The organism is Rickettsia sibirica 246, assembly GCF_000166935.1.
GTDB lineage: Bacteria > Pseudomonadota > Alphaproteobacteria > Rickettsiales > Rickettsiaceae > Rickettsia > Rickettsia rickettsii.
In genome coordinates, this window is sequence record NZ_AABW01000001.1 from 658,448 (window position 1) to 682,458 (window position 24,011).

Here is a 24,011-nt window from a genome sequence, read left to right on the forward strand (position 1 = left end):
ACTAATTAAGAATAGACAAAAGCCGATTAATCTATTATAAGCTTAAGTTATATTTCCTTACACCCTAATAAATGAAAGAATAGTATAGACGAAGATCAACTTGGAAAAGAGCAAGGAGTCTGTAAGCCGAGGAGCGGAGCGTATACTAATACGTGAGCATCCGAGAACTTACAAAGACGACGAAGTCAAATTTTCAAGTTCATCGAGTATATACGGCCACGTAGCTCAGTCGGTAGAGCAAAGGACTGAAAATCCTTGTGTCGTTGGTTCAATTCCAACCGTGGCCACCACTATTCCTTACTTTAAATCCCGTTATTTTATATCTTCAATTAAATTTCTATTGCATCTGTAAACTTATTTTTGTAATTTTAATTAACTTTAGGTTAATAAGGATAAATTATATTGATAAGATTTGTACTAAAATAGCTACTTCTATTTCAAAAAAGCTTTATAATTCAGTAACAAAAAATAGCTACAATATATTAATTTAATTCTTCTTAATAAAACGTAAATTAATATTTGTGACTTTTTATCTATTTTTTTCCTAGATCTTACAATCAAGTAGACGTTGTTGCGTGGATCGGTCTTTCCGTCATTGCGAAGAATTTGCATAGCAATTTACGAAGCAATCTCAGGAGTTTGTTATTATTTCATGAGACTGCCACGCAGCCTACGGCTGCTCGCAATGACGACATCATTCTTTACTTAGCAATACCTTTTATTCCACCTGTAAATTTTGTTGCATAATAAAACTATCACTTATATACTGTCGCTAATGATTAATTTGCTTAAAGTTATATGGTAAGTAGTAATTTTTATAAAAATCTAGGGCCACGAAAACTAACAGCAATTATAGATTTTTTACACGATATTATAGCACCTCCTAAGATTCATGAAGATATAGCTATTCATGATATTAAAATTTTGCAGGAAGCATCACCAAATGATATTAGCTTTTTAAGCAATCCTAAATACTCCGAATTTTTAAAAACTACCAAAGCTGCTGCTTGTATAGTGCCGAAAAATTTTACGGGAGAAGCAAATCCAAATACTGTTTTATTACACGCCCAGAACCCATATTTTGCTTACGGCAAATTAATAGATTTTTTTTATGTTCCTATTAAATCATACCCTGCTAAAATAATGAAATCCGCTATTGTTGCAGATTCGGCAACTATCGGAAAAAATTGTTATATAGGTCACAATGTAGTTATTGAAGACGATGCTATTATAGGTGATAATAGTATTATAGAAGCTGGAAGTTTTATAGGTAGAGGAGTAAATATCGGCAGAAACGCTAGAATAGAACAACATGTTTCAATAAATTATGCAATTATAGGCGACGACGTCGTAATACTTGCAGGTGCAAAAATTGGACAGGACGGGTTTGGATTTTCTACCGAAAAAGGCGTACATCACAAAATATTTCATATAGGAATAGTTAAAATCGGCAATAATGTTGAAATTGGTGCAAACACTACTATTGATAGAGGATCACTTCAAGATACAATTATAAAAGATTTATGCCGCATAGATAATTTAGTACAAATAGGGCATGGCGTCAAAATAGGTAAAGGCTCTATTATCGTAGCACAAACAGGTATAGCAGGAAGTAGCACGATCGGTAAATATTGTACTCTTGGAGGGCAAGTAGGAATCGCCGGACATCTAAATATAGGCGACGGGGCACAGGTAGCGGCACAAGGCGGTGTAGCACAAAATATAGAAGCAGGTAAAATTGTCGGCGGCAGCCCTGCAATTCCTATTATGGATTGGCATAGACAATCTATTATTATGAAACAATTACTAAAAAAGTAGCTTGCTATTGAAAAGAGCTTTGTTGTTGCATGAATACCTGAGTCGTCATTGTGAGCAGCCATAGGCTACGGTGGCAATCCAAAAAAATTAGCAAAAAGTGCTGATTTTAGTACTTTTTACTAGATTGCTTCGTCAATTATTTCATAATTTCCTCACAATGACGGAAAATTTACATTAAAGAAGAGATCTAAATAAATGATCATAGATATTACCGAAATCATGGATTGGATACCTCATCGCTATCCATTTTTATTAGTAGATAGAGTACTTAAAATCGATCCTAACAAATCAATAACAGGTATTAAAAACGTTACTGTTAACGAACCGCAATTTACAGGACATTTTCCGGCAAGGCCTGTTATGCCCGGTGTTCTAATGGTTGAGGCTATGGCACAATTAGCTGCTATATTAGTTGCTAAATCTTTAGGTTCTACTAAGAATAAAGAAGTGTTTTTAATGACTATCGAAAATGCAAAATTTCGTAGAATTGTTCAGCCGGGGGATACTATGCATATCCACGCTGTTATTGATCAGCAAAGAGCTAACGTATGGAAATTTTCAAGTACGGTTACGGTCGAAGGTGAAATAGCTGCAGAAAGTAAGTTTACCGCAATGATTAAAGATAAAACATAGGGACAATAGTGTCAAATTCTAATATCCATACTACAGCTGTAATTGCAGAAGGTGCAAAGCTTGGTAAAAACGTAAAAATCGGACCGTATTGTATTATAGGTCCTGAAGTTGTGCTTCATGACAATGTCGAGCTAAAATCCCATGTAGTAATTGAAGGGATTACCGAAATCGGCGAAAATACCGTAATCTATCCTTTTGCATCAATAGGTCAACCTCCACAAATCTTAAAATATGCTAATGAGCGATCAAGCACGATAATTGGCTCTAATAATACTATTAGAGAATATGTTACGGTACAAGCAGGAAGCCAAGGAGGCGGAATGATGACAAGAGTAGGAAATAATAATTTATTTATGGTCGGCGTCCATATAGGTCATGATTGTAAAATCGGCAATAATGTAGTATTTGCTAATTATGTAAGCCTAGCAGGTCATATTGGGGTAGGTGATTATGCAATAATCGGCGGACTGTCTGCCGTACATCAATATGCTAGAATCGGTGAATACTCGATGATCGGCGGGCTATCGCCGGTCGGAGCAGATGTAATACCGTTTGGGCTTGTAAGTAGCAAACGTGCGGTGCTTGAGGGCTTAAATCTAATCGGTATGAATAGAAAAGGGTTTGATAAAGTAAAGTCTTTAAGTGCTTTAAAAGCTATCGAAGAAATCTTCTCAGGTGAAGGTAATTTTGCTGAGCGTATAAAACAAGTTGCTGAGAAATATAACAATAATTCTATAGTAATACAAATTATCGATTTTCTTAATCAAGATAGTAGTAGAGCATTTTGTCGTTTTGAGAAGTAAATTTATTTAACTAGCGATATGTAACACTTTGTGTTACAATTAAATATTATAAGGAGGATAAAAATGACAAATAAGTATTACGACTAGTATACGCTTAGAAATAAATTTAAGTAAAAAACTTGAAAAAGCAACTTATGATTTACACCGTGAAAAAAGCTGGATAATTAGTAAAGCAATACGTATATATCTTAAACAACTAGAAAATTCAGACCTAGCCAAAGAAGCTAAACGTCAATCCTTATTAGCTAGTAAAGAAAACAATCCTGACGCCAACTTATGGTTAAAACACAATGAAGAAAGTTGGTTAGATGAATGGAAATAATAGAAATTAAAAAAAGATATATTGTTGCTTGGTGTAATATCTGGAGATTATGGTAAACCTCGCCCCGCTGTTGTTGTTCAATCTAATTTATATAAAAATCATCCCAGTATAACAGTTTGCCTTCACAACGGATTTAATAGATGCCCCACAACTTTTCACCTGTTATTAACTCCTACAGAGCTAAATGGTTTTAATTTAGAATCTCATATTATGGTTGATGAAATTAGTGCTATAAAATTGGTGAATTATTACCTGAACAACTAGAAGAGTTAATTGAAGCTTTATATTAAATTATGGATGAATTAGCCACTAATTTTCTCATTTTTTCTTGCAAAGAGTTTTGGCGTAAACGAGTTTTCAAGCTCTTAAAATCAACTATTTCTGCATTTTGATTTTGCTGGCTACATGCAAAAATATATTTCTGCTCTCCTTTAACTTTTTGAATACATTGTCCGCAAATTCCTTTCATCATACATTGCATCGATGAATTAACGCTAACTATTATTTTTGTATTTTCACTGAATATTTCATTTTTTAGACTTTGCAATTCTTCTATTATTTCAGGAGAAGCATTAATTATTACTATATCCACTGAAACTAATTTACGGATTTTTATATCAGGATAGGTAACAAATATAACTTCATTATTATTTTCTTTTAGAACTTTTAATAAGCCTATATTACCGACTTCGAAATCAACAATAACTATTTTTTTATTTTGAGGTATTTCTAGCGGCGAACCTGTCGGTCCCATTAAAACTACTTTCTCATTTTCAGATAATGTTTTACATAAGCTAGTAGATTTACCGACTTCAAAAACTATAAAGTTAATTAAGCCTTTTTCTACATCAATATCGATAGGGCTTAAGGCTACAGGCTCTATTAACTTAGCAGCATCTTCAGAATAATTTTGTAAGCGAAAAAACTGTCCGAACTTAAAATTTTTAGCAGCAAGCGGCGAATGAATTATCAACTCAAAAGTTTTATCATCTAAAATATTTATTTTATTAACCCTAGAAGTCAGCAAATAATCAAGCTGCGTACAAAAATCTTTATAACTACCTTTAAAGCTAGGATTATTACTTATAAGCTTTTTGTTAATAGTGTCGTACCCTTCTTTGGTACTAGCAAGAGCCTTCACTACACTACCCGAATATTTAGGATTACAATCACCGAAATAGCTATATTTATCCTCATTGAATTGAGTGTTATTTTCTATACCGATTGCCATAATCACGGTTTTGGTTTTGATGTCATTGCGAGGAAATGCGTAGCATTGACGCGGCAATCTTGTTAAGCCAAACTCCTGAGATTGCCACGCAGTCTTTGACTGCTCGCAATGACGGTTTCGATTCTCAAACTCCACAGATTCCACATGACCGTATTTATCAACATTAATCCTTAAAGGTTGCATATTTTCCTTAAAATCAACACCGAGTGCTAATGTATATATTAGCTCCTCGTGATTTAATTTATATGCCGGCGAATCTTGCAATCTTCCACGATAGTAAACAGTAGCACCCCCAAGCTTATTAAAAACCTTTCTTAATTCTTCATTATTCTTAGCTTCTTTAAACAATTTTGCATGAGCAATAAATTCTTCAGCTATTTCTTTATCTTCCTCCGTTAAATCTTTTTCTATATAATCTTCGGCAAATTCCTCTACTTGTTTTTTATAGTAATATAAACTTTCCGCTGCTGCGTCTAAGGAAGTAAGACCGCCGCCTATTACCGCAATCGGCATCCTAATTACCATATTAGTACTAGAATTTTTCAAAAATGCCCCTCCGTTTTGCAAAGTCATTAAGAAATCAGAAGCCGTTTTTACGCCCTTAGCTTCAAAATTTTCTATATCCAAAACTTTCGGCTGACCTGCTCCAATGCAAAAAGCTATATAGTCAAAACCCAAATCGAAAGCTTGTTCTTTCGTTATATTAAAATCTAAAGCTACTCCGTCATAATATTTGAAATTATTATTTCTCTCTAATATTAGCCGCAATATATCGAGATTGTTTTTATCCCACCGAACGGTAATCCCATATTCCGCTACCCCTCCAAATCCTCTTGGCATTCTTTCCGATAACAAATTTTTATATTCATGCCAAAATTTTATAGGCTTATGAACGTCAAAAGGCAGTAGAGTAATTCTTAAACCGTCAATAGCCACAACATTATGACCTGACCGTAATAAATAATAGCTAAGACTAAAACCTGCAGGACCAAGACCGGTAACTAAAATATTATAATTAGTAGGTTCTTTCGGAAGCGGTGCATAAATATTAAGCGGATTCCAACGAGTAAGCAGTAAATATATCTCTAAGCCGTAAGGTAATTTAAGTGTTTCTTCTAAAATATTTGATTCTATTAATGGGATATTTACCGGATCTTGCTTTTGGTAAATACAAGCTTTTGAGCAATCATTACAAATTCTATGACCTGTTGCTGCAACCATCGGATTATCAATAACGATAATAGCAAGAGCACTTAGGTTAAAACCTTGTGCCTTAACATAGTTCATTTCAGAAATTTTTTGTTTTAACGGGCAGCCTTGTTTTAAATTCGTCATTGCGAGCGACTGCAAGGAGCGTGACAATCTCGTCAAATCTCCTGAGATTGCCACGTCGCTTCGCTCCTCGCAATGACAATTCTGAGGTTGCAGTAATCCCTTAGAACAGCTATCCTTATCTTGCTTATGGCAATAAATACAATAATGAGAATGGTTTAAAGCTTCATCTAGATTTAAAAAAGAATCTGTATAGTCAAAATCTACTCTCTCATTTTTTTGATATTTTAATATTTTTTTATCGTCTATTAGATTTTCTTTATCTAGTTTTTGTGGGAGGTTAAATAGGATGTTATCCTGTGGCTTGATACCCTCACACAAATAAACCCTATACGCAGCATACCTAGCTGCTATGTCTAATTCTTCTGCAAAACTTTCTTCTGCCTGTTGCCATATAATTATTTGTTTGGCAAATTCTCTAGAAGTAAAATTCGCACCTATTAAATCAGTTAGTTTTAAATACACATCTTCAAAATCAATATCTTTTATTTTTTCCGGTGGATATTTTTTTACGGCAACACGTTGAACAAATTTTCTTTTACATTCATAAATAATATCAAAATCTTTATGTTTTAACCTTGATATCGTTATTTCTTTTGAAATACAAAATAACTCTGCTAAAAAATCGTCTAAATGAGGGGAAATTTTTAGCAAAAATTCGGAATAATCTTTTGGAATAATGGAGAGAGGAGTCGATCTAAATAACATTAAATCTTTATGCAAAGATCTATCAGCTTTAAAGAGATAATCTAAAAATATTTGATCTAATTTTTTAAGTCCGGTTAAATCTAATTCATTAAAATCTAGATTAAAACCAAGTTTCATAAATAATAAATAACTCTTTTAGAAAATTGTCTATAAATTAAATAACTGATACAAACAGTAATAAATGCAACTATAATAGACTTAACTATCAGCATCATATCCGGTAATGTTCCGTCAATCACCAACGCTTGTACGGGTCTTATAACTAAAAAGAACGGATTAAATTCAAAATATATCTTTTTAGACTCCGGAATTAGCGAATATGGATAAACTATCGGTATACTCCAATAAATAACTCCAAGAATAACACTCAACATTTGCGGAATATCTCGAATATACGGCGTTAAAAATGCTACTGCGATAGAACCACTAATCACACATATTATTAAGGGCAAAATTAATATCGGCATAAATATTATTTGCCAAGAAAATTTTTCTGGAAATAATAAAATAAAAGCAAAATACATTGCCGAAAATGAGCAAATTAAAGTATATAATTGCCCTAAACTATCCGCAACAGGAAAAAAAGTCTTAGAAATTCTAACTTTTTTTATTATTTGATCACGTGTAACTAAAGAACTTGAACAAATCGTTAAGCTGCTTACTATAAAACTCCACAAAGGAATACCGCCGACTAAGTTCATTACCATAAATTCTCTCGGCTGTCTTAATAAAAAACCGAAAAAATATGAAATTACCATTATGTGAATAAAAGGCTGAATTAAACTCCATAAAGAACCTAAAAAAGAATCTTTATTTTGCCTAATTATAGAAGCTTTAACTAGTAATGCTATTGCTCGCCAGTATTTTTTAGAAAAAAAATACTTTATCATTTATGAATTTCCTTGTTGTTGGTTATAGATTTTAAACATTTCCGATGGTGTACCATCACCTATAATATTGCCGTCTTTTAATAAAATACATCTATCGCAATTATCTTTTATAATTTCTTCTTGATGGCTTACTATTATTGAAATAGGAGTATTTTTAAATTTATTCTTCATTAAACTAAGAGATTTTTCTATAAAATAGCTATCGCCTGCCGCAAAAACTTCATCAAGTAATAGAATCTGCGGATTTTGAAATATCGATACAGAAAAAGCAAGACGTGATAACATACCGGAGCTATAAATTTTTATCGGTAAATCAATTTTACTACCAAGTTCTGAAAAATCTATAATTTCTTTTTCAATTTTTTTGCTATATTTATCCAGCATATTATTATATAGCATTAACATTTTTATATTTTCACGACCAGTTTGCTCAGACTCAAAACCAACTCCCATATCTATAATTGCCGCAATATCTCCATGAACTTTGACTGTACCGGATTTTAACGGATATATTCCGGCGATTAACTTTAGAAACGAACTTTTTCCCGAACCGTTACTCCCTATAAAAGCTATTTTTTCTCCCTCATAACAAGAAAAATTAATATTGTTTAATATAGGTATATTTGGAGAAAGAGAGACTCCTTTTTTCAAGAAGAAATGCTTTAAACCTTGAGCTCTTTTATGAGTATCAATACCTTCAACATAACCATTAGTTATCTCTATAAATACTTTTGGATAGCTAAGTGACATAAAATAAATATTAAATAGATTTATTAATCCAATCTAAAAGAGAATTTTTTTGTTGCAAACCTATTTTAGTATCTTTTTGTTCACCATTTTTAAATAACATTATCGTTGGAATACTACGAATACCGTATTCTGAAGGAGTGTTAGGATTTTCATCAATATTCATTTTAAGTACTTTTACTTTGCCTTGTAATTCTTTACTGATTTCATCTATTATCGGTGTTAACATTTTACACGGTCCGCACCATTCTGCCCAAAAATCAACCAGTACAGGTAAATCCGATTCTAATACTTCCTTTTTAAAAGAGCTATCCATTACGTTATTTGCCATAAATTCCTCTATGTTTTTGTAGCATTGTCCATATAGCTTTTATGTCATTCCCGCGTGTAGGCGGGGATGACATCGAGTAGGTTTTTCAATCTATGCAACAAAGTCACTTTTAGCTAGGAATGACATAGTGTTGCTTTCGGATTCATATGGACAACATCTATATTTATAAATAAAATTATAAAGTACAGGCTTCTACTTGTAAATAATGAAAATCTTTTTATTTATTATATTTATTTTTTCTATTATAATATATTCGCATTATTAAAGCTGCTGTTTCCTCTATTGATCTAGTCGACACATCAATTACCGGCCAATTTCTTTGATCACAAATTTTTCTGACTTTTAGACACTCTTTTTGTACTATATTAAAATCCGTATAGCTTTTATTTTCGTTAATTTGTAATAGATTTAATCTAGCTTCTCTTATCTCAATTAACCTATTTGGATTAATAACGAGTCCTACTACCAATTGATCTATATCTTTTTCTATAAAATCAGGAAAGGGGCAATTATAAACATAAGGAATATTGGCAGCTTTTAAACCGTTATACGCTAGAAATACGGAAGTCGGTGTCTTAGAAGTTCTAGAAGGACCTATTAATATTATATCAGCCTCTGATAATTCATTAAGCATTTGTCCGTCATCATGTCTTATAGCATAATCTATGGCATTAAGTGTATCAAAATAAGTTTTATCAAATTTATAATTGTAATTCTGTTCTTTTTCTATTTCAATACCTGAAAAAACAGACATTTCTTTAATAATTTTACCTATTACAGAAATACATGGAATTTTTAATTCATAGCAAAATTTCGTTAAAGTTTTTCGGAGTTCTTGATCGGCAATCGTGTATAATACTATCCCATGTTTATATTCTATTTTACTTAATACTTCATTTAGCAATTCCAAATTTCTAATCATTGGCCAATGATATAATTTTGGTTTTACGGAAGTAAATTGTGCAAGGGCAGAATTTGCTGTACATTTTGCAGTTTGCACGGAAGAGTCTGAAACTAAGTGAATAATTAGCTTTGTCATACTTTACACATGTAATTGTGGATAAATTTTTTAATAACTTATTATTTTTCCTATTAAAACCTATTAAAAATTTCCTCAAATCCTTATTAAATCAAGTAAATCTAGTGTATTTTCTTTTAAATAAATAGTTTGTGGATAAAATTGTGAATAAATATCATTTTTCTTTGAAAAAATAGTCTTTTCTAAGCTATAAATGAATTTTACACTTAATTATCCACTTGTATAAATTCATTACAAACTTATGTGAATAATAATTAAAAATACCTATATTTTTAAGAAAATTTTAATGAAAATTTTGTTGATAACTCTGTTTAAAACACTTAATCTACATAATTCTATTTATATAAACAACAAATAATAAATATATTTATTATTTTAATATTTTTAGTAATAGCATGAAGCAAATTATAAATCCGTTAAAAGGAAATAATAATAAAGTACCTATTTGGTTTATGCGTCAAGCAGGTAGATATTTGCCGGAATATAAAAAAGTAAGAGAAACAACAAAAAATTTTCTAGATTTTTGTTATGATGTTAGCAAAGCAACAGAAGTAACCTTACAACCGATAAAACGTTATGGATTTGATGCAGCTATTATTTTTTCCGATATATTAGTTTTACCTCATGCTCTTGGATGGGAAGTGGATTTTAAAGAAAATATAGGGCCTATATTAAAGCAGTTCAAATCACAAGAAGATTTTAAATATCTGCAAATCAATCCGAATTATAAATTAGAAAAGGTTTATGAAATAATAAAAAAAGTAAAAAAAGAATTACCATCCCCCATTTCTTTAATAGGATTTGCAGGTAGTCCTTGGACAGTGATGAGTTACATGCTAGAAGGGAAAGGAAAACAGGATTTTAAAACGAGCAAAAAATTCATATATGAAAATAAAATACTTGCTGAAGAATTATTAAATTTTATTACGGAAAAAACAGCTGATCATCTTATAAATCAAGCAAAATCTGGAGCAGATGTTTTAAAGCTTTTTGATTCATGGTCAGGAGTACTTGCAGAAGAGGAATTTACTGAATTTGTAATAGAGCCGACAAAAAAGATTATACTAAAAGTAAAAGAAGTTTTTCCAAAAACTCCTATAATTGCTTTTCCTAAAGGAGCAGGATTATTGTACGAAAAATTTATAAAAGAAGTACCGATAGATGTTTTAGCCGTAGATCAAATGGTCCCTCTTGAAAAAATGAAAGAGTGGAGTGATAAAGTAATAGTACAAGGTAATTTAGATCCGGTTGTATTATTAACTAATAAAGAAATTATTAAAGAAAAAACTTATAAAATTCTTCAGGTAATGAAAGGAAAGAATTTTATCTTTAATTTAGGACATGGTATTTTGCCTGAAACACCTACGGAAAATGTAGAATTTTTGACAGAATATGTTAGGTTATATGAAGAAAAGAATAGCAATAGTACTTTTTAATTTAGGCGGTCCAAAAAACCTTAAATCAGTGAAGCCTTTTCTATTTAATCTATTCTATGACAAAGCTATAATTAATCTACCAAATCCTTTGCGTTATATTATCGCTAAAATAATTTCTATTACTAGAGAGAAAAAATCTCAAAAAATTTATTCTTTAATCGGTGGTAAATCTTCTTTACTTCAGGAAACAGAGGAGCAGAAATTAGCACTAACCGAAAAGCTAAAGCAACTTATAAAAGAAGATTTCGCTATTTTTATAAATATGAGGTATTCAGCACCGTTTGCTAAAGAAGTAATAGGTCAAATAAAAAAATATAATCCAAGCGAAATAATATTATTGCCTCTATATTCTCAATTTTCAAGTACTACGACAGGATCATCGGTTAAAAATTTTTTACAAAACCTTGATATTGATATTCCAATTAAAACAATTTGCTGTTATCCTCTAGAAAAAGATTTTATAAAAGCCCATGTTTCATTAATTAAAGAAAAACTATACGATAAAAATTTTCGTATATTATTTTCTGCTCACGGGTTACCCGAAAAAATAATAAAAGCAGGCGATCCTTATAGTTTTCAGATAAAAGAAACAGTACAAGCAATAGTTAAAGAATTAAATATAAAAGATCTAGATTATAAGATAACTTATCAAAGTAGAGTAGGACCTATAGAGTGGTTAAAACCGAATACGGAAGATGAAATAGAGCTAGCAGGAAAGTTAAAAAAAGACATAATTATCGTACCTATATCCTTTGTATCCGAGCATGTTGAAACACTAGTAGAGCTTGATATTGAATATAAATTAATCGCAGATAAATATGAAATTCAATATACCCGAATTCCGACACTTGGAACAAATAAAATTTTTATTAATAGTTTGACAAATATATTGCTGCGATTTATTAATAAGGTTGATACTAATTTAGTTATGAGTAGCTCTAGTACAAGAATATGTCCAAACGAATTTACTAAATGTTTGTGTAAATTAACAAGTTAATAAGGAAAAGAATGGCAAGTTACTATCTATGGTTTAAGTCAGTTCATCTGATATCTGCTATATGTTGGATGGCAGGGCTTCTTTATTTACCTAGAATATATGTTTATCATATCAAAGCTAAAATAGGTAGTGAGCTAGATAGTACTTTACAAGTAATGGAACTAAAATTACTCAGGTTCATTATGAATCCAGCAATGATTAGCACATTTATTTTTGGTTTAATAAATGCTCATATTTACGGATTTGTTGCTCTTGATACTTGGTTTCACATTAAAATGTTTGCAGTATTAGTTTTAGTGATATTTCACGGTTTACTTGCAAGATGGCGAAAAGATTTTGCAAATGGTAAGAATGTCCATTCAGAAAAATTTTATCGCATAGTTAATGAGATTCCGGCTATTTGCATGATTGTTGCAGTGATTATGGTTATAGTGAAACCATTTGACTAGTATACTCTTTGTTATTTGAAAAGGGATTGTTAAAGATATATCGTCATTGCGAGCAAGAAATAATAACAAACTTCTAAGATTGTGTTTCGTCAATATTTTCTTTTGAAGTAAACTCTGCTACGAGTTCAGGTAGGCTCTTGTTAGTTTGGTTGGATATGTAGTTACTCCCGATTAATTAAACTAAAGCATTGCTTTTAAGCTCTGGACATTCCTATTATAGCTGACTTTTGGTAGAGATTGCTAAACCCCGAAATAGTGTTTTACTATTTCAGTTAAAGTTTATACCTAACTTCCTTTAAAAGTCAATCTATAACTTATTTTAAACTAATAATTTATTTATCTAAAAGATTTTTTATTTCTAATGTAAAATTTATTTAGAATATCTATAATTCATAAAAAATAATATGGAACATTATGAATAATAGCGATAAACTTAATAAGTTAGTAATCTTTAAAGATAAAACCATTAGAAGAATTTTGCATAATAACAAATGGTGGTTTTCAATAGTCGACGTAGTAGGAGCATTAACTGATAGTAGTGACCCTGGAGCTTATTGAAGAAAACTAAAACAAAGGTTAAACGAAGAAAAAAGTGAGGTCATGACAAACTGTCACGGACTGAAATTAACTGCCACAGATGGAAAAAAATATATAACAGACTGTATTACTGGAAAAACCATGAAGTAACAAAAGAGAATGAATTTGCTATATTAACTAATATTATTTATCAAGAATGGGCTGGTATAACTTAAAGAACACAAAAAAATATAAAGGGCTTAACAAATCAAAATTTACGTGATTACATGAATGAAGTAGAATTAATTTTTACTGCTCTTGCTGAATTATCTACTCGTCAGATAGTAGAAACTAATAATGCAACAGGAATGGAAGAAAATAAGGTTACAGGTAAAATAGGAGGAAGTATAGCTAAAAACGCTAAAACGGTCTTGGAAAATAAAACTGGTAAAAAAGTAATCTCAACAGAAATGGGTTGGCATTCGCTATATCCTTAAAAAAATAAAATATTTCTTATAAATATCACCTATTCAATGTATTTCACTATAAACCAAGGATTGCATTGGTTTTGTGGAAAATACTCTCACTTTTGACAGAAGTTTCAACACACCGAAATAGCATTTTGCCATTCCGGTTATGATTTTAAAAAAGTCAATTAAACTTTACTTCAGGTGGCAACGACATTAATATTGCTTCGACATTTCCATCGGTCATTAAGCCGAATTTAGTACCGCGGTCATATAGCAAATTAAATTCTACATATCTACCTCGCCTTATAAGCTGGTATTCTTTCTGCTCAGCTGTCCAAGGTAAAAATAACTTACTTCTAACGATTTCAGGATATACCGACAACAAAGCCTTACCTACGTCCTGTGTAAAGGCAAAATCCTGTTCAAAATTACCGTTATTTAAGTAATCATAGAATATTCCGCCTACTCCTCTCGGCTCTTTTCTATGCTTTAGATAAAAATATTCATCACATTGCTTTTTGAATTTAGGATAATAGCTAGAATCATACTTATCGCATGCTTCTTTAAAAGCTGCATGAAACTTTACAGTTTCGTTTTTTTCCGGATAAAAAGGTGTTAAATCGCCACCGCCGCCAAACCAACTTTTAGAAGTTTCTATATAACGAGTATTAAAATGCATAGCGGGAATTAGCGGCGATTTAAGATGTGCGACTAATGAAATGCCTGTTGCAAAGAATTTCCCGTCTAGCTCTGCTCCTGGAATTTCGTTGCGGAATTCGGGAGAAATTTTACCAAATACGGTAGATATATTAACCCCGACTTTTTCAAATACTGCTCCTTTCATGAGAGACATGACACCGCCACCGCCGCCATTACGTTGCCAGCTTGAGCGTACAAACTTAGCCGGTTTTAAACCTTTGGTTTGTGCATATTCTTCTTCGATTTTTTCAAATTCTTTGCACAATAAATCACGTAAATTAGTAAACCAACTACTTGTTATTTCTTTATTTTCTATGTTCATAATTATTAAGCAACGATTTAATTACTTTCCTCATAATATACATAATCACTAAAAATACGGCAGCAATGATCATAATATAAAAAGCCGGAGCATAAAATAAGCCTGTGCACTCTACAAGCCAACGAGAAATAATAGGTGAAGTTCCGCCGAATACCGCTATTGCAAAATTGTAGCTGAAAGCAACACCGGTAAATCTTTGTTCTGCCGTAAACAAGGATATAACGAGTATATAAGCTGTACCTGCTATGCTTCCTGCGAGCATACCAAGCATTGTAAGAGCTATAATTTGTTGCCACATCTCTTCTGTCGACATAAGTAACATGGTCGGTAAAATCAATATCAAGATAGCAACACCAACAAGTATTGCCATTTTAAATTTTCCGATAATATCGGCAGTACCGCCGGCAAGCGGCATCGCTATCATCGCAATAAACGAACTATACGCTAAATATGATAAAGCAATAGTATTACTAAGATGCATTACATTATAATAGAAAACATTTATATATGTTTTTACTAAATACATAACGCTGCTAGCGATAGCACCTATACACATAGTTAAAAACATCGATCTCCAAGCAGTTCTAATTACATTGGAAAAAGGTGCTTTAAGAACTTGTTTCTTTTTCTCAAGCATTTTAAAAATCGGTGTTTCCGATACGCGCAATCGCAAGTAAAATCCTGCAAGACCCATAAATCCGCCAAGCAGAAAAGCAAAACGCCAAGCAAAATCTATATGAGAGAAATAACGTTCTATTATAATACCGATAAATGTTGCAATTAAGGTACCGGCGATATTTGAACCATGTACTAAACCTGCCGTAAAACCCGGTCTTAAATTTTGACTATGTTCAAGGATAAAAATAGCCGCTCCCGTTCCTTCACCACTAATACATAAACCTTGAATAAGCCGCATTATAACTAGAGTTATAGGGGCATAAATCCCAATACTTGCATATGAGGGTATGAGACCCATAATAAAGGTCGGAATAGTCATACCTAGCATCGAGATTATTAAAGCGATACGTCTACCGTATCTATCACCGATATAACCGAATAATATGCCTCCTATCGGTCTTGTCAGAAAGCCAACCGCAAATACTCCAAGGCTTAGAAGAATTCTAATGAATTCTGATTCGCCTGGAAAAAAAACTTGTCCAATAATCAGCGAAAAAACTGAATATACCGTAAAGTCATAATATTCGAGTACATTACCTGAAATAGCAGATAAAAAAATGAACTTAGACCTATTATTCATCGAGCTTTAAATAACTTAATTACTAATTAGTTATTATAGACAAGTTACATAATTTATAAAGTGTAATTTATAATATTTAATTGTCGGCATTTTAATTCTTGTGGTGATAGTAATATGTTTTTGTGGTTATAAGTTCTTGTTTAATAAACAACCTGAATCAGTTGCAAATGATTTTGAAAAAGAATTAGCAGAATGTGATAAAGCTATAAAACAAAATCCGAATGATGCATATATTGGATATGGATTTAGACTAAGAATACTGGGACTTAGATTTCCTGAAAAATATGAGTTGGCCCTTGAAGTTTATAAACAAAGCAATTGCACTAAACTCCAATCATTTTCAGGCTTATCTTAATAAAGGAGCGGTAATTAATCCTTATGCTTATAACAATAAAGCAGAAATATTAAGAAAGCTTGAAAAATACGAACTAGCACTTGAAGCATACAATAAAGCAATTGAAATTGATCCTAATTATTCCGATGCTTATTTTAATAAGAGTAAATTATTCGATGAACTTGGAAATTACGAAGTAGCTCTTGAGGCATATGATAGAGCACTCACATATAGGCATGATGACGATTTAGATTATTCTGACATATATATAATATAGGAACAATTTTGAGTAGGCTTCAAAAATATGATTTAGCTGTTAAAATGTATAATAAAACAATACAGCTTAATCCTGATGATTTTAGAGCTTACGTGAATAAAGGAATAGTTTTAGGAATTCTTAAAAAATATAATTTAGCATTAAAATGATGCAGCACTTAAATTAAATATCAATGATTATAAAGCACATCTTAATAAATGCCTTACTTTGGAAAAATTAGGCAAATACGATTTATCTCTTGAATCATACAACAAAGCATTAGACATACAAAAGGCTAAATAATAGTCATAATTTATTATGACTATTATAACGTACATATTAATTTGGTCATAATTATTATAATATACACGTTATAATGGTCAAGCACTTATAACCTAGTTATCCTCTAGTGGTACCGGAATTTCTACTTTTGTAAGTTTAGCTCCTTTTGGCTTTTTAATTCCTGCAAATTTCTGTTCTTCTTGTTGTTTTCGTAGTTTTTTTCCTATTTTTGCAGCTTCTCTGCTACCTTTAAGAGCACTTTTTCGGGCTTTGTGTTAATATTCGTAACACCTTTTGAAGTCTTAATACTTTAAATCTTTATCAAAATATTTTACGTTTGTAGCAATACTTAAATGGTAAACTCCGCTACCTTTTTGTATAAACTGATTTTGATTTTGTAAAGCTTTACCTTCTAAATCTAAGAATTTACCATCTTTACCAAAATCACCTACTTCTCCAACTTTTGTACCACTAAGATCATATGCGTAAAGTTTTTCTTCATAGAAATCTAGGTTGTTTAAAAAGTTCTCTATAGAATTCTTATCATTAGTAAAATTGCCTAATTCATGGGTGCCTATAATTTTCTCTTCTTTGCTTACTACTTTTTAATAATTCCAAGATAGGCTAGAGCTTTTTTAAACTTACCCAAATTACACTTTACCTCAACTTCTACGGGTCTAGAAAATTCTTTTTCTTTTACTTCTTCAACTTCTCCTATAACTAATTGCCCATCTATGGGGCTGCCCAGTTCATCTTTAAAATGAATTAATTTGGCATTTTACTCTATTTAAGTCAGTTTCTTCAGTTTGAAAATGTAGATGTTTTTTTCTGGCATAAATTCCTCCTTGAATAAATTGTGGTTTATTTCAAATGTAAAGGAGTAAATTAAATTTTTGCAAGAAGTTTTTATTGTTAGTTATTTCTCAATAAATAACAAATATTAAGAATTAAAAACTACTGTGCCATCCAGCCGCCATCTATCAAGAGTCCACTACCTGTTATTGATGATGCTTTTTTGTCACATAAGAATATTACTAAGTTTGCTATTTCATCAGCTTCTACAAATTTTTTCGTAGCTTGAGATTTAAGGATTACATTAACGCTGATTCTTCACTGATATGTCTAGCTTTAGCAGTATCTGCTATTTGATTCCTTACTAATGGTGTGTTGACGTAACCAGGACAGATAGCATTAACTGTAATATTATTCTCAGCCACTTCTAAAGCAATGGTTTTGGTAAGTCCAAGGATACCATACTTTACTGCTACATATGCCGACTTGAAAGGTGATGCGACATATGCATGAGCGGAAGCGATATTAACAATTCGCCTGAAGCCGTTTTTTCATAATCTGTATTGCGTATTTTATAGTATAGAAAGATGCTATTAATCTATACGCAAAATTTGCTCCCATTTATCTTCAGGAAATTCATCGATAGGAGCAACATGCTGAATACCTGCATTATTTACTAATATGTTTATTTTACCGAATTCTTTTATTATCCTCTCAAACATAGAATGAATTTCATCAGGTTTTTCCAAATTTATTCCTTGATAAAATACAGCCCTTGCCCCAAGTTCTTTCAATTCTGCTGAAATTGTGGCTACTTCATCTTCTTTTGCAAAACCGTTTTTGCAAAATGTTTTGCTATCTCAAGCCCGATACCGCTAGTAGAATCGGTAATAACTGCTACTTTGTCTTTCATTTTATCTCCTTATAAAATATGTACTGTCATACCGTGGCTTGTACCAGCCAGCTAAATCGTCATTGCGAGCAGAGCCATAGGCTGCGTGACAATCTCAGAACTTTGGTACTAGATTGCTTCGTCAATTACTTACGTAATTTCCTCGCAATGACAAGAAAATTAGAACCATGCAACAAAGCTGATCAAGTCACGGGATGACATATTTAATCAAGTAATATTTGTCTTTTATTTAAAAGTAACTTATATTAGATTACACTTAAAGAAATAATGTATAAATCTATGGAAATTGTTAATAGCGTTGATGCATCTGTATCTTGCCAGGGCAAAGAACTTCCATATGACCATCCGAAAGTTTATTTAGAGATAGATAAAAAAAAAAAAGAAGTTATCTGCCCATATTGTAGTAAGAAATTTAAACTAGTAACAAAATGACTATAAAATTTCTGTCAGAAAGTACTATCAACCGAATTGCTGCCGGTGAGGTTATAGAAAGGCCCGCATCGGTAGTAAAGGAATTAGTTGAAAATGCTGTTGATGCAAGTAGTACTAAAATAGATATTATTTTAGAACGTGCCGGTAAAAATCTAATCATTATTTCCGATGACGGTATCGGTATGACTGATAAGGAATTAGAAATTGCTGTTGAACGTCATACAACTTCTAAGTTTGATGAAAGCGATTTTCTAAATATTAATACTTTTGGTTTTAGGGGTGAAGCACTGCCGTCTATTGCTGCTATTAGCAAAATGCTAATTACTTCTAAAAAACGAGATGCCGACAAAGCATTTCAGATTAAGTTAATCGGCGGCAATGAAAAACAAGTTACTATTTCTGTTCATAATGAAGGTACTAAAATAGAGATACGTGATTTATTTTTTGCAACACCTGCACGTTTAAAATTTCTTAGAGCCGATAAAACAGAGCTTGCAGCAACTGTAGATGTAGTTAAGAAAATCGCTCTAGCACATCCTAAAATTTCTTTTAGTTTAACACATGACGGCAAGAATTTATTAAAACTAAAGGGACAAAATAAAGATGCTGAAACTAACCTAAAACAGCGTATAATTGATGTAATAGGTGATGATTTTATAAAAAACGCTGCTTATATAGACTTCAAAACACCTGATTTCTCTATTTGCGGCTATACTAGTAGCCCGACATATAATAGAGCTTCAAGTGAAGATCAGTTTTTATTTATTAATAATAGACCAGTAAAAGATAAATTATTACAGGTAGCTTTAAGGGTAGCATATCAAGATTATTTAGCTCGTGATCGTTATCCGATATGTGCTATATTCTTACAAATCGATCCGCAACTTGTTGACGTTAACGTACATCCGGCAAAAGCAGAGGTTAGGTTTCATGACCCGAATTATGTGCGAAACTTATTAATAGAAGCAATTAAAAATGCTTTAACAAATAAAAGCCATGTTACTTCTACTACTATCGCCTCTGATGCTCTTGAGTTATTTAAAAATCCTTTAGTTAACAAACAATCGCCAGTAAGTAAAGTTATAAATGTTAATAGTAAATCGGCAGATTATAGACCTACTACTCATTCTACACTTAATATAGTTCCTCAAAATCATGTTTGTCAAAAATTAATCGATACATTATCACATGCTAAAATAGAACAAGAAGTAGAAAATCGTATAGAACATGAACAGCAAACCCGTAAACAATATAAACTTGGGGCAGCTAAGGCACAACTTCATACGAATTATATTATTTCACAAACCGAAGATAGTATAGTGATTACCGACCAACATGCAGCACACGAACGTTTAGGGTATGAAAAAATAAAAGATTACCTTAAAACGGAAGAGTTAATCAAACAGCGTTTGCTTATCCCTGAGATAGTAGAACTGCCAAATGAAAAAAAAGCAGATTGTTTATATGACCATAGAGAAAAACTATATAAACTTGGTTTAACTCTAGAAAAATTCGGCGAAAAATCTATTATAGTAACTGAAATTCCAAATATCCTTGGAGATGTAAACGTACAAAAGTTAATTCAGGATCTCGCCGATCATTTATCGGATTTTGGCAAGAATATAGCTTTGACAGAGTTAATCGAGCATGTAACGGAAACTTATGCCTGTCATTACTCTATTAGAGCAGGACGAAAATTATCGGCAGATGAAATGAATGCCTTACTGCGTCAAATGGAAAATACGCCGCTTTCAGGTCAATGTAATCACGGCAGACCTACTTATATTGAGTTGAAGCTTAAGGATATCGAACGCTTATTTGGACGGTAACTCGTTTAATTTGAAAAATTGGCGTCATTGCGAACGACTGCAAGGAGTGCGGCAATCTCGGGAAATTAAAACTGGATTGCCACGCTCCTTATTAGTCGCTCGCAATGACTTATCTCTCTTTATTTTGCAATGCCTAGTTTTTACTTGACTATTTTTCAATTTCATTTTATTCTGCTTTTCTTAGAATAATAAAATAATATCTTGATTTAAGGTGTCAGCTAATGGCAAAGAAAAATAAAAATGTTTTGGTAAGGCTAGTAAGTACTGCCGGCACAGGTGTTTTTTGGGTAAAGAAACGTAATCCGAAGACCCAAACCGAGAAGCTTTCTTTTCGTAAGTATGATAAAGTAGTTAGAAAACATGTTCTTTTTAAAGAAGAAAAAATAAAATAATTGTAAGTAATATAATATGGCAGTAAAAATTCGTTTAGCTAGAGGCGGTGCTAAAAAGCGTCCTTTTTACCGTGTAGTAGTAGCTAACGCAACAGCACCTCGTGACGGTGACTTTTTAGAAAAAGTCGGAACTTATGATCCAATGCTTGCTTCAGATAATAGTGAGCGTGTTGTTTTAAAAAAAGATCGTATAGAATATTGGCTTGGCACCGGTGCTAAACCAACTGAGCGAGTCGCAAAATTTATTGAGCAAGCGGGTGTTACTCTTCCTGAGAAAGTTAAAAAGGAAATGGAAGTGAAAGCAAAAAACCGCAAAGCTAGACTAAGTAAAAAGGAAGCTAAAGAAGCTTAGTTTATAGTGTATTTTCGTCATTGCGAGCAGGCATACTGTGTGGATCAATTCAGCCCCTGTCATCTCTCGCTATTTGATTGCAGGATTTAGTAAATTTGACTATTACAAGTTATTTTTCTAGATATTGTGGTCAAGCCACGGGTATGACAGCACATATCTCTTCTCTATAATCATATTAATATGCCGGATTAGCTCAGTGGTAGAGCAACCGCCTTGTAAGCGGTAGGTCATCAGTTCAAATCCGATATCCGGCACCATCAAAATTTTTCTTGTTATACTGGGACTATCTTTATATAGATACCAAATCGTCATTGCGAGCAGCCGTAGGCTGCGTGGCAATCTCATGAAATAATAACACACTTCCTGAGATTGCTTCGTCGAATTACTGTGTAATTCTTCTCGCAATGACGATTTACCGATCCATGCAAGCAAGCTTTCACAAGAATTATATAGAAAAAAACATACAATAGTGACATCCTTTAAAGTTTTTATATATGATAGTAATCGATAAAACATCTTATAGAGCTGTGGGATTTGATAAACGTATTAAATTCCTAGTGCTACATTATACACAGTGTGATTTTAAGCAGTCTTTAGATTTTCTAACCGGTGAAAAGTTAAGTAGTCATTATTTAATAAACAATGAAAACCCTGAACATATATTTCAATTAGTAGAAGAGCGTGATAGAGCATGGCATGCTGGAGTAAGTTACTGGCAAGGTCATGAGCGTATTAATGATACATCAATCGGTATTGAAATCGTAAATCCTGCTTTTGAAGTAAATGCAGAAAACAATGATATAGTTTGGCTACCCTATTCGGAAAGGCAAATTAATAGTGTTATAAGTTTGTGTAAACAGATTATTGCTAGATATGATATTAAACCTACTAGAGTAGTTGGGCATTCTGATATTGCTCCAGGTAGAAAACAGGACCCTGGCCCGCTATTTCCTTGGAAACTATTATATGATAACGATATTGGAGCTTGGTATGATGAACAGGTGTTTAACGATCTATTGCCGCAAGTCGACATAACCGATATTGCAGCAATTCAGCAAAAATTTATTACATACGGTTATAAACTTGAAGTTACCGAAATTTTAGATTCTAAAATGAAAGATATTATAATTTCGTTTCAAATGCATTTTCGTCCTAGTAATTTTTCTGGCGATTTGGATGCTGAAACCATAGCAATTTTAGATGCATTAATATTGAAATATAAATCTGAATTAATATGATAAGATTTATAACTATACCGGATTTTGTGGATTATCAAGTTACTTTGAAATTAATGGAAGATTACGTTAACAAAGTAATTAGTGATCATGAGCCGGAAATTATTTATTTAGTTGAACATTTGGAAGTATATACAGCCGGTACTAATTATAAACAAGAAGAATTATTAAATTATGGTGATATTCCGGTAATTTACACAGGACGTGGCGGTAAATTTACTTTTCATGGACCGGGTCAGCGTGTTATTTATCCAATTCTTAATTTAGCTTCACCAAATCGACACAAAGATTTAAAGCTATATATAAAAATGCTTGAAGAATGGATTATAAGTAGCTTAAATTATTTTGGAATTAAAGCATATCTTATTAAAGATAAAGTAGGAATTTGGGTAAAAGTAAGGAAAGATGAATTTGCTAAAATTGCTGCAATAGGTGTTAGAGTAAGAAAATGGGTTACATATCACGGTGTAGCTATAAATATTTCAACAGATTTAAGTAAGTTTAGTGGGATTATTCCTTGTGGACTTGAAAATTCTTTAGTAACATCTTTAAATCAGTTAGGGATTCATGTTGAAATGTCTGAATTTGATAAAATTATTCAAACTGAATTTAATAAAATATTTAAATGATCAGAAAATTTTTACTCACAATTTTTGCCCTTTGGGTCGGTGGTTTTGGTTATTATTTATATTTAATAAATTCTTATAAGCTTAATAGTAATACCACTAATGCAATAATAGTATTTGCAGGAGGAGGACATAAAATTGAAACCGGTATTGCTTGGCTTAAGGCAGGTTATGCACCTATATTATTTATTACTGGTATAGAATCTACAGAGCAATTAAAAATTTTGTTAAAGGAACGTAATGTTATAGAACAGCAGGTAATATTTGCTCCGAATAAAATAATGTCTGAAGAAGATAATATTAAGAAAGTGGTTGATTTTATTGTAACTTACAATCTTACTTCAATAATTTTAGTAGAGCATAATTATAATATGCCTTTTATGCTAAATAAGCTTGAAAAAGCGATTCCTTCTTCTAATAATATCTATATAGTACCATATCCTGTTTTTTTCAAACAAAAATATGATGTGTTATTAAAATCCTATCATCGTTATTTAATGAGTATACTCGTTTAATTTCTTCTTTACTCTTTTCCAGTACAATATTTTAGAACGGCTACGCCAAATA

At 31.9% G+C, this 24,011-nt stretch carries 26 protein-coding genes, 2 tRNA genes and 3 pseudogenes; 22 read left to right on the forward strand and 9 right to left on the reverse strand.

Annotation, left to right across the window (positions count from 1 at the left end):
• The first annotated feature begins 214 nt into the window (after positions 1–214).
• The 6 genes and pseudogenes from RSIB_RS06100 to RSIB_RS07895 all read left to right on the forward strand — a co-directional run bounded on the left by RSIB_RS06100 (position 215) and on the right by RSIB_RS07895 (position 3,840).
• Positions 215–290, forward strand: a tRNA-Phe gene (locus tag RSIB_RS06100).
• Between the two features lie 508 nt (positions 291–798).
• Positions 799–1,818, forward strand: a complete 1,020-nt coding sequence (lpxD, locus tag RSIB_RS02670) for a UDP-3-O-(3-hydroxymyristoyl)glucosamine N-acyltransferase (protein WP_004996997.1) — start codon at positions 799–801, stop codon at positions 1,816–1,818.
• A gap of 195 nt (positions 1,819–2,013) precedes the next feature.
• Positions 2,014–2,451, forward strand: a complete 438-nt coding sequence (fabZ, locus tag RSIB_RS02665; RefSeq protein ID WP_004997000.1) for a 3-hydroxyacyl-ACP dehydratase FabZ — start codon at positions 2,014–2,016, stop codon at positions 2,449–2,451.
• Between the two features lie 8 nt (positions 2,452–2,459).
• On the forward strand, positions 2,460–3,254 hold the full coding sequence (gene lpxA, locus RSIB_RS02660; protein ID WP_004997001.1) for an acyl-ACP--UDP-N-acetylglucosamine O-acyltransferase: 795 nt from the start codon (positions 2,460–2,462) through the stop codon (positions 3,252–3,254).
• A 63-nt stretch (positions 3,255–3,317) separates the two neighbouring features.
• Positions 3,318–3,576 (forward strand): annotated as a pseudogene (locus RSIB_RS10465) (CopG family ribbon-helix-helix protein).
• Between the two features lie 24 nt (positions 3,577–3,600).
• Entirely contained in the window at positions 3,601–3,840 is a 240-nt protein-coding gene (locus RSIB_RS07895) for a type II toxin-antitoxin system PemK/MazF family toxin (protein WP_016728411.1), read from the forward strand.
• 22 nt (positions 3,841–3,862) lie between these two features.
• Here the strand turns inward: RSIB_RS07895 and RSIB_RS02655 are convergent, their stop codons facing one another.
• The 5 genes from RSIB_RS02655 to RSIB_RS02635 form a co-directional block, all read right to left on the reverse strand.
• Positions 3,863–6,964: an FAD-dependent oxidoreductase gene (locus RSIB_RS02655; protein ID WP_004997004.1), complete on the reverse strand. Its 3,102-nt coding sequence runs from the start codon at positions 6,962–6,964 to the stop codon at positions 3,863–3,865.
• Entirely contained in the window at positions 6,961–7,737 is a 777-nt protein-coding gene (locus RSIB_RS02650) for an ABC transporter permease (protein WP_004997009.1), read from the reverse strand. Before RSIB_RS02650 ends, RSIB_RS02655 begins: the two co-directional genes overlap by 4 nt.
• Complete coding sequence (locus tag RSIB_RS02645) at positions 7,738–8,487, reverse strand: ABC transporter ATP-binding protein (protein ID WP_004997012.1); 750 nt, start codon at positions 8,485–8,487, stop codon at positions 7,738–7,740.
• Between the two features lie 10 nt (positions 8,488–8,497).
• Positions 8,498–8,815: a thioredoxin gene (gene trxA / locus RSIB_RS02640; RefSeq protein ID WP_004997015.1), complete on the reverse strand. Its 318-nt coding sequence runs from the start codon at positions 8,813–8,815 to the stop codon at positions 8,498–8,500.
• A 217-nt stretch (positions 8,816–9,032) separates the two neighbouring features.
• A complete protein-coding gene (locus tag RSIB_RS02635; RefSeq protein ID WP_004997018.1) occupies positions 9,033–9,854 on the reverse strand; it encodes a pyruvate, water dikinase regulatory protein in 822 nt (273 codons plus the stop codon).
• A 395-nt stretch (positions 9,855–10,249) separates the two neighbouring features.
• On the opposite strand from RSIB_RS02635, the gene hemE reads away from it, so the two are divergent.
• From hemE to RSIB_RS02615, 5 genes are all read left to right on the forward strand, one after another.
• Positions 10,250–11,290 carry a uroporphyrinogen decarboxylase gene (gene hemE / locus RSIB_RS02630; RefSeq protein ID WP_004997025.1) on the forward strand — a complete coding sequence of 347 codons (1,041 nt, stop codon included), beginning with the start codon at positions 10,250–10,252 and terminating at the stop codon, positions 11,288–11,290.
• A complete protein-coding gene (gene hemH, locus RSIB_RS02625) occupies positions 11,247–12,287 on the forward strand; it encodes a ferrochelatase (RefSeq protein ID WP_004997028.1) in 1,041 nt (346 codons plus the stop codon). The genes hemE and hemH overlap by 44 nt, the downstream gene beginning before the upstream one ends.
• Before the next feature lie 11 nt (positions 12,288–12,298).
• Positions 12,299–12,736, forward strand: a complete 438-nt coding sequence (gene hemJ, locus RSIB_RS02620; protein ID WP_004997032.1) for a protoporphyrinogen oxidase HemJ — start codon at positions 12,299–12,301, stop codon at positions 12,734–12,736.
• Between the two features lie 414 nt (positions 12,737–13,150).
• Positions 13,151–13,294 carry a BRO-N domain-containing protein gene (locus RSIB_RS09160; RefSeq protein ID WP_016728408.1) on the forward strand — a complete coding sequence of 48 codons (144 nt, stop codon included), beginning with the start codon at positions 13,151–13,153 and terminating at the stop codon, positions 13,292–13,294.
• A 245-nt stretch (positions 13,295–13,539) separates the two neighbouring features.
• Positions 13,540–13,749 (forward strand): hypothetical protein, encoded by a 210-nt coding sequence (locus RSIB_RS02615; protein WP_004997034.1) that lies wholly within the window; start codon positions 13,540–13,542, stop codon positions 13,747–13,749.
• Positions 13,750–13,903: 154 nt separating this feature from the next.
• On the opposite strand, the gene hemF is transcribed toward RSIB_RS02615, so the two are convergent.
• Together hemF and RSIB_RS02605 are read right to left on the reverse strand one after the other, a co-directional pair.
• Positions 13,904–14,743 carry an oxygen-dependent coproporphyrinogen oxidase gene (hemF, locus tag RSIB_RS02610; RefSeq protein ID WP_004997036.1) on the reverse strand — a complete coding sequence of 280 codons (840 nt, stop codon included), beginning with the start codon at positions 14,741–14,743 and terminating at the stop codon, positions 13,904–13,906.
• Complete coding sequence (locus RSIB_RS02605; protein WP_004997039.1) at positions 14,727–16,001, reverse strand: MFS transporter; 1,275 nt, start codon at positions 15,999–16,001, stop codon at positions 14,727–14,729. Before RSIB_RS02605 ends, hemF begins: the two co-directional genes overlap by 17 nt.
• A gap of 136 nt (positions 16,002–16,137) precedes the next feature.
• Between RSIB_RS02605 and RSIB_RS02600 the strand changes: the two are divergent.
• The 3 genes and pseudogenes from RSIB_RS02600 to RSIB_RS10595 all read left to right on the forward strand — a co-directional run bounded on the left by RSIB_RS02600 (position 16,138) and on the right by RSIB_RS10595 (position 16,894).
• A pseudogene (locus tag RSIB_RS02600) lies at positions 16,138–16,612 on the forward strand (tetratricopeptide repeat protein).
• 8 nt (positions 16,613–16,620) lie between these two features.
• The gene (locus tag RSIB_RS07900; RefSeq protein ID WP_016926668.1) at positions 16,621–16,761 is read left to right on the forward strand and encodes a tetratricopeptide repeat protein; all 141 of its coding nucleotides are present in this window, start codon (positions 16,621–16,623) and stop codon (positions 16,759–16,761) included.
• 19 nt (positions 16,762–16,780) lie between these two features.
• Positions 16,781–16,894: a tetratricopeptide repeat protein gene (locus RSIB_RS10595; protein WP_155809220.1), complete on the forward strand. Its 114-nt coding sequence runs from the start codon at positions 16,781–16,783 to the stop codon at positions 16,892–16,894.
• 933 nt (positions 16,895–17,827) lie between these two features.
• Here the strand turns inward: RSIB_RS10595 and RSIB_RS10600 are convergent.
• A complete protein-coding gene (locus tag RSIB_RS10600) occupies positions 17,828–17,980 on the reverse strand; it encodes an SDR family oxidoreductase (RefSeq protein ID WP_410527973.1) in 153 nt (50 codons plus the stop codon).
• A pseudogene (locus RSIB_RS09815) lies at positions 17,965–18,459 on the reverse strand (SDR family NAD(P)-dependent oxidoreductase). The gene RSIB_RS10600 and the pseudogene RSIB_RS09815 overlap by 16 nt, the downstream one beginning before the upstream one ends.
• 386 nt (positions 18,460–18,845) lie before the next feature.
• On the opposite strand from RSIB_RS09815, the gene RSIB_RS07915 reads away from it, so the two are divergent.
• The 8 genes from RSIB_RS07915 (at position 18,846) to RSIB_RS02565 (ending at position 23,959) form a co-directional block, all read left to right on the forward strand.
• Positions 18,846–19,010, forward strand: a complete 165-nt coding sequence (locus RSIB_RS07915; protein ID WP_004997046.1) for a zinc-finger domain-containing protein — start codon at positions 18,846–18,848, stop codon at positions 19,008–19,010.
• Positions 19,007–20,839 carry a DNA mismatch repair endonuclease MutL gene (gene mutL / locus RSIB_RS02590; RefSeq protein ID WP_004997048.1) on the forward strand — a complete coding sequence of 611 codons (1,833 nt, stop codon included), beginning with the start codon at positions 19,007–19,009 and terminating at the stop codon, positions 20,837–20,839. Before RSIB_RS07915 ends, mutL begins: the two co-directional genes overlap by 4 nt.
• Before the next feature lie 221 nt (positions 20,840–21,060).
• On the forward strand, positions 21,061–21,231 hold the full coding sequence (rpmG, locus tag RSIB_RS02585) for a 50S ribosomal protein L33 (RefSeq protein WP_004997072.1): 171 nt from the start codon (positions 21,061–21,063) through the stop codon (positions 21,229–21,231).
• Positions 21,232–21,247: 16 nt separating this feature from the next.
• Positions 21,248–21,583, forward strand: coding sequence for a 30S ribosomal protein S16 (gene rpsP / locus RSIB_RS02580; RefSeq protein ID WP_004997078.1), 336 nt, complete (start codon positions 21,248–21,250; stop codon positions 21,581–21,583).
• A gap of 182 nt (positions 21,584–21,765) precedes the next feature.
• Positions 21,766–21,840: transfer RNA gene (locus RSIB_RS06110), tRNA-Thr, on the forward strand.
• A 237-nt stretch (positions 21,841–22,077) separates the two neighbouring features.
• Positions 22,078–22,821, forward strand: coding sequence for an N-acetylmuramoyl-L-alanine amidase (locus RSIB_RS02575; RefSeq protein ID WP_004997081.1), 744 nt, complete (start codon positions 22,078–22,080; stop codon positions 22,819–22,821).
• Positions 22,818–23,447 carry a lipoyl(octanoyl) transferase LipB gene (lipB, locus tag RSIB_RS02570; protein WP_004997082.1) on the forward strand — a complete coding sequence of 210 codons (630 nt, stop codon included), beginning with the start codon at positions 22,818–22,820 and terminating at the stop codon, positions 23,445–23,447. The genes RSIB_RS02575 and lipB overlap by 4 nt, the downstream gene beginning before the upstream one ends.
• Entirely contained in the window at positions 23,444–23,959 is a 516-nt protein-coding gene (locus RSIB_RS02565; RefSeq protein ID WP_004997083.1) for a YdcF family protein, read from the forward strand. The genes lipB and RSIB_RS02565 overlap by 4 nt, the downstream gene beginning before the upstream one ends.
• Positions 23,960–24,011 lie beyond the last annotated feature (52 nt).

Excerpts from the sequence above, each read along its gene's own strand:
- hemJ (WP_004997032.1), top strand. The coding sequence starts at position 12,299 with ATGGCAAGTTACTATCTATGGTTTAAGTCAGTTCATCTGATATCTGCT.
- lpxD (WP_004996997.1), top strand. The coding sequence starts at position 799 with ATGGTAAGTAGTAATTTTTATAAAAATCTAGGGCCACGAAAACTAACA.
- RSIB_RS07915 (WP_004997046.1), top strand. The coding sequence starts at position 18,846 with ATGTATAAATCTATGGAAATTGTTAATAGCGTTGATGCATCTGTATCT.
- RSIB_RS02605 (WP_004997039.1), bottom strand. The coding sequence starts at position 16,001 with ATGAATAATAGGTCTAAGTTCATTTTTTTATCTGCTATTTCAGGTAAT.
- RSIB_RS02645 (WP_004997012.1), bottom strand. The coding sequence starts at position 8,487 with ATGTCACTTAGCTATCCAAAAGTATTTATAGAGATAACTAATGGTTAT.
- hemH (WP_004997028.1), top strand. The coding sequence starts at position 11,247 with ATGTTAGGTTATATGAAGAAAAGAATAGCAATAGTACTTTTTAATTTA.
- RSIB_RS02565 (WP_004997083.1), top strand. The coding sequence starts at position 23,444 with ATGATCAGAAAATTTTTACTCACAATTTTTGCCCTTTGGGTCGGTGGT.
- trxA (WP_004997015.1), bottom strand. The coding sequence starts at position 8,815 with ATGGCAAATAACGTAATGGATAGCTCTTTTAAAAAGGAAGTATTAGAA.
- rpmG (WP_004997072.1), top strand. The coding sequence starts at position 21,061 with ATGGCAAAGAAAAATAAAAATGTTTTGGTAAGGCTAGTAAGTACTGCC.
- fabZ (WP_004997000.1), top strand. The coding sequence starts at position 2,014 with ATGATCATAGATATTACCGAAATCATGGATTGGATACCTCATCGCTAT.
- rpsP (WP_004997078.1), top strand. The coding sequence starts at position 21,248 with ATGGCAGTAAAAATTCGTTTAGCTAGAGGCGGTGCTAAAAAGCGTCCT.
- RSIB_RS02650 (WP_004997009.1), bottom strand. The coding sequence starts at position 7,737 with ATGATAAAGTATTTTTTTTCTAAAAAATACTGGCGAGCAATAGCATTA.
- lipB (WP_004997082.1), top strand. The coding sequence starts at position 22,818 with ATGATAAGATTTATAACTATACCGGATTTTGTGGATTATCAAGTTACT.
- RSIB_RS09160 (WP_016728408.1), top strand. The coding sequence starts at position 13,151 with ATGAATAATAGCGATAAACTTAATAAGTTAGTAATCTTTAAAGATAAA.
- mutL (WP_004997048.1), top strand. The coding sequence starts at position 19,007 with ATGACTATAAAATTTCTGTCAGAAAGTACTATCAACCGAATTGCTGCC.
- RSIB_RS02655 (WP_004997004.1), bottom strand. The coding sequence starts at position 6,964 with ATGAAACTTGGTTTTAATCTAGATTTTAATGAATTAGATTTAACCGGA.
- hemE (WP_004997025.1), top strand. The coding sequence starts at position 10,250 with ATGAAGCAAATTATAAATCCGTTAAAAGGAAATAATAATAAAGTACCT.
- RSIB_RS02575 (WP_004997081.1), top strand. The coding sequence starts at position 22,078 with ATGATAGTAATCGATAAAACATCTTATAGAGCTGTGGGATTTGATAAA.
- RSIB_RS02635 (WP_004997018.1), bottom strand. The coding sequence starts at position 9,854 with ATGACAAAGCTAATTATTCACTTAGTTTCAGACTCTTCCGTGCAAACT.
- hemF (WP_004997036.1), bottom strand. The coding sequence starts at position 14,743 with ATGAACATAGAAAATAAAGAAATAACAAGTAGTTGGTTTACTAATTTA.
- RSIB_RS02615 (WP_004997034.1), top strand. The coding sequence starts at position 13,540 with ATGAATGAAGTAGAATTAATTTTTACTGCTCTTGCTGAATTATCTACT.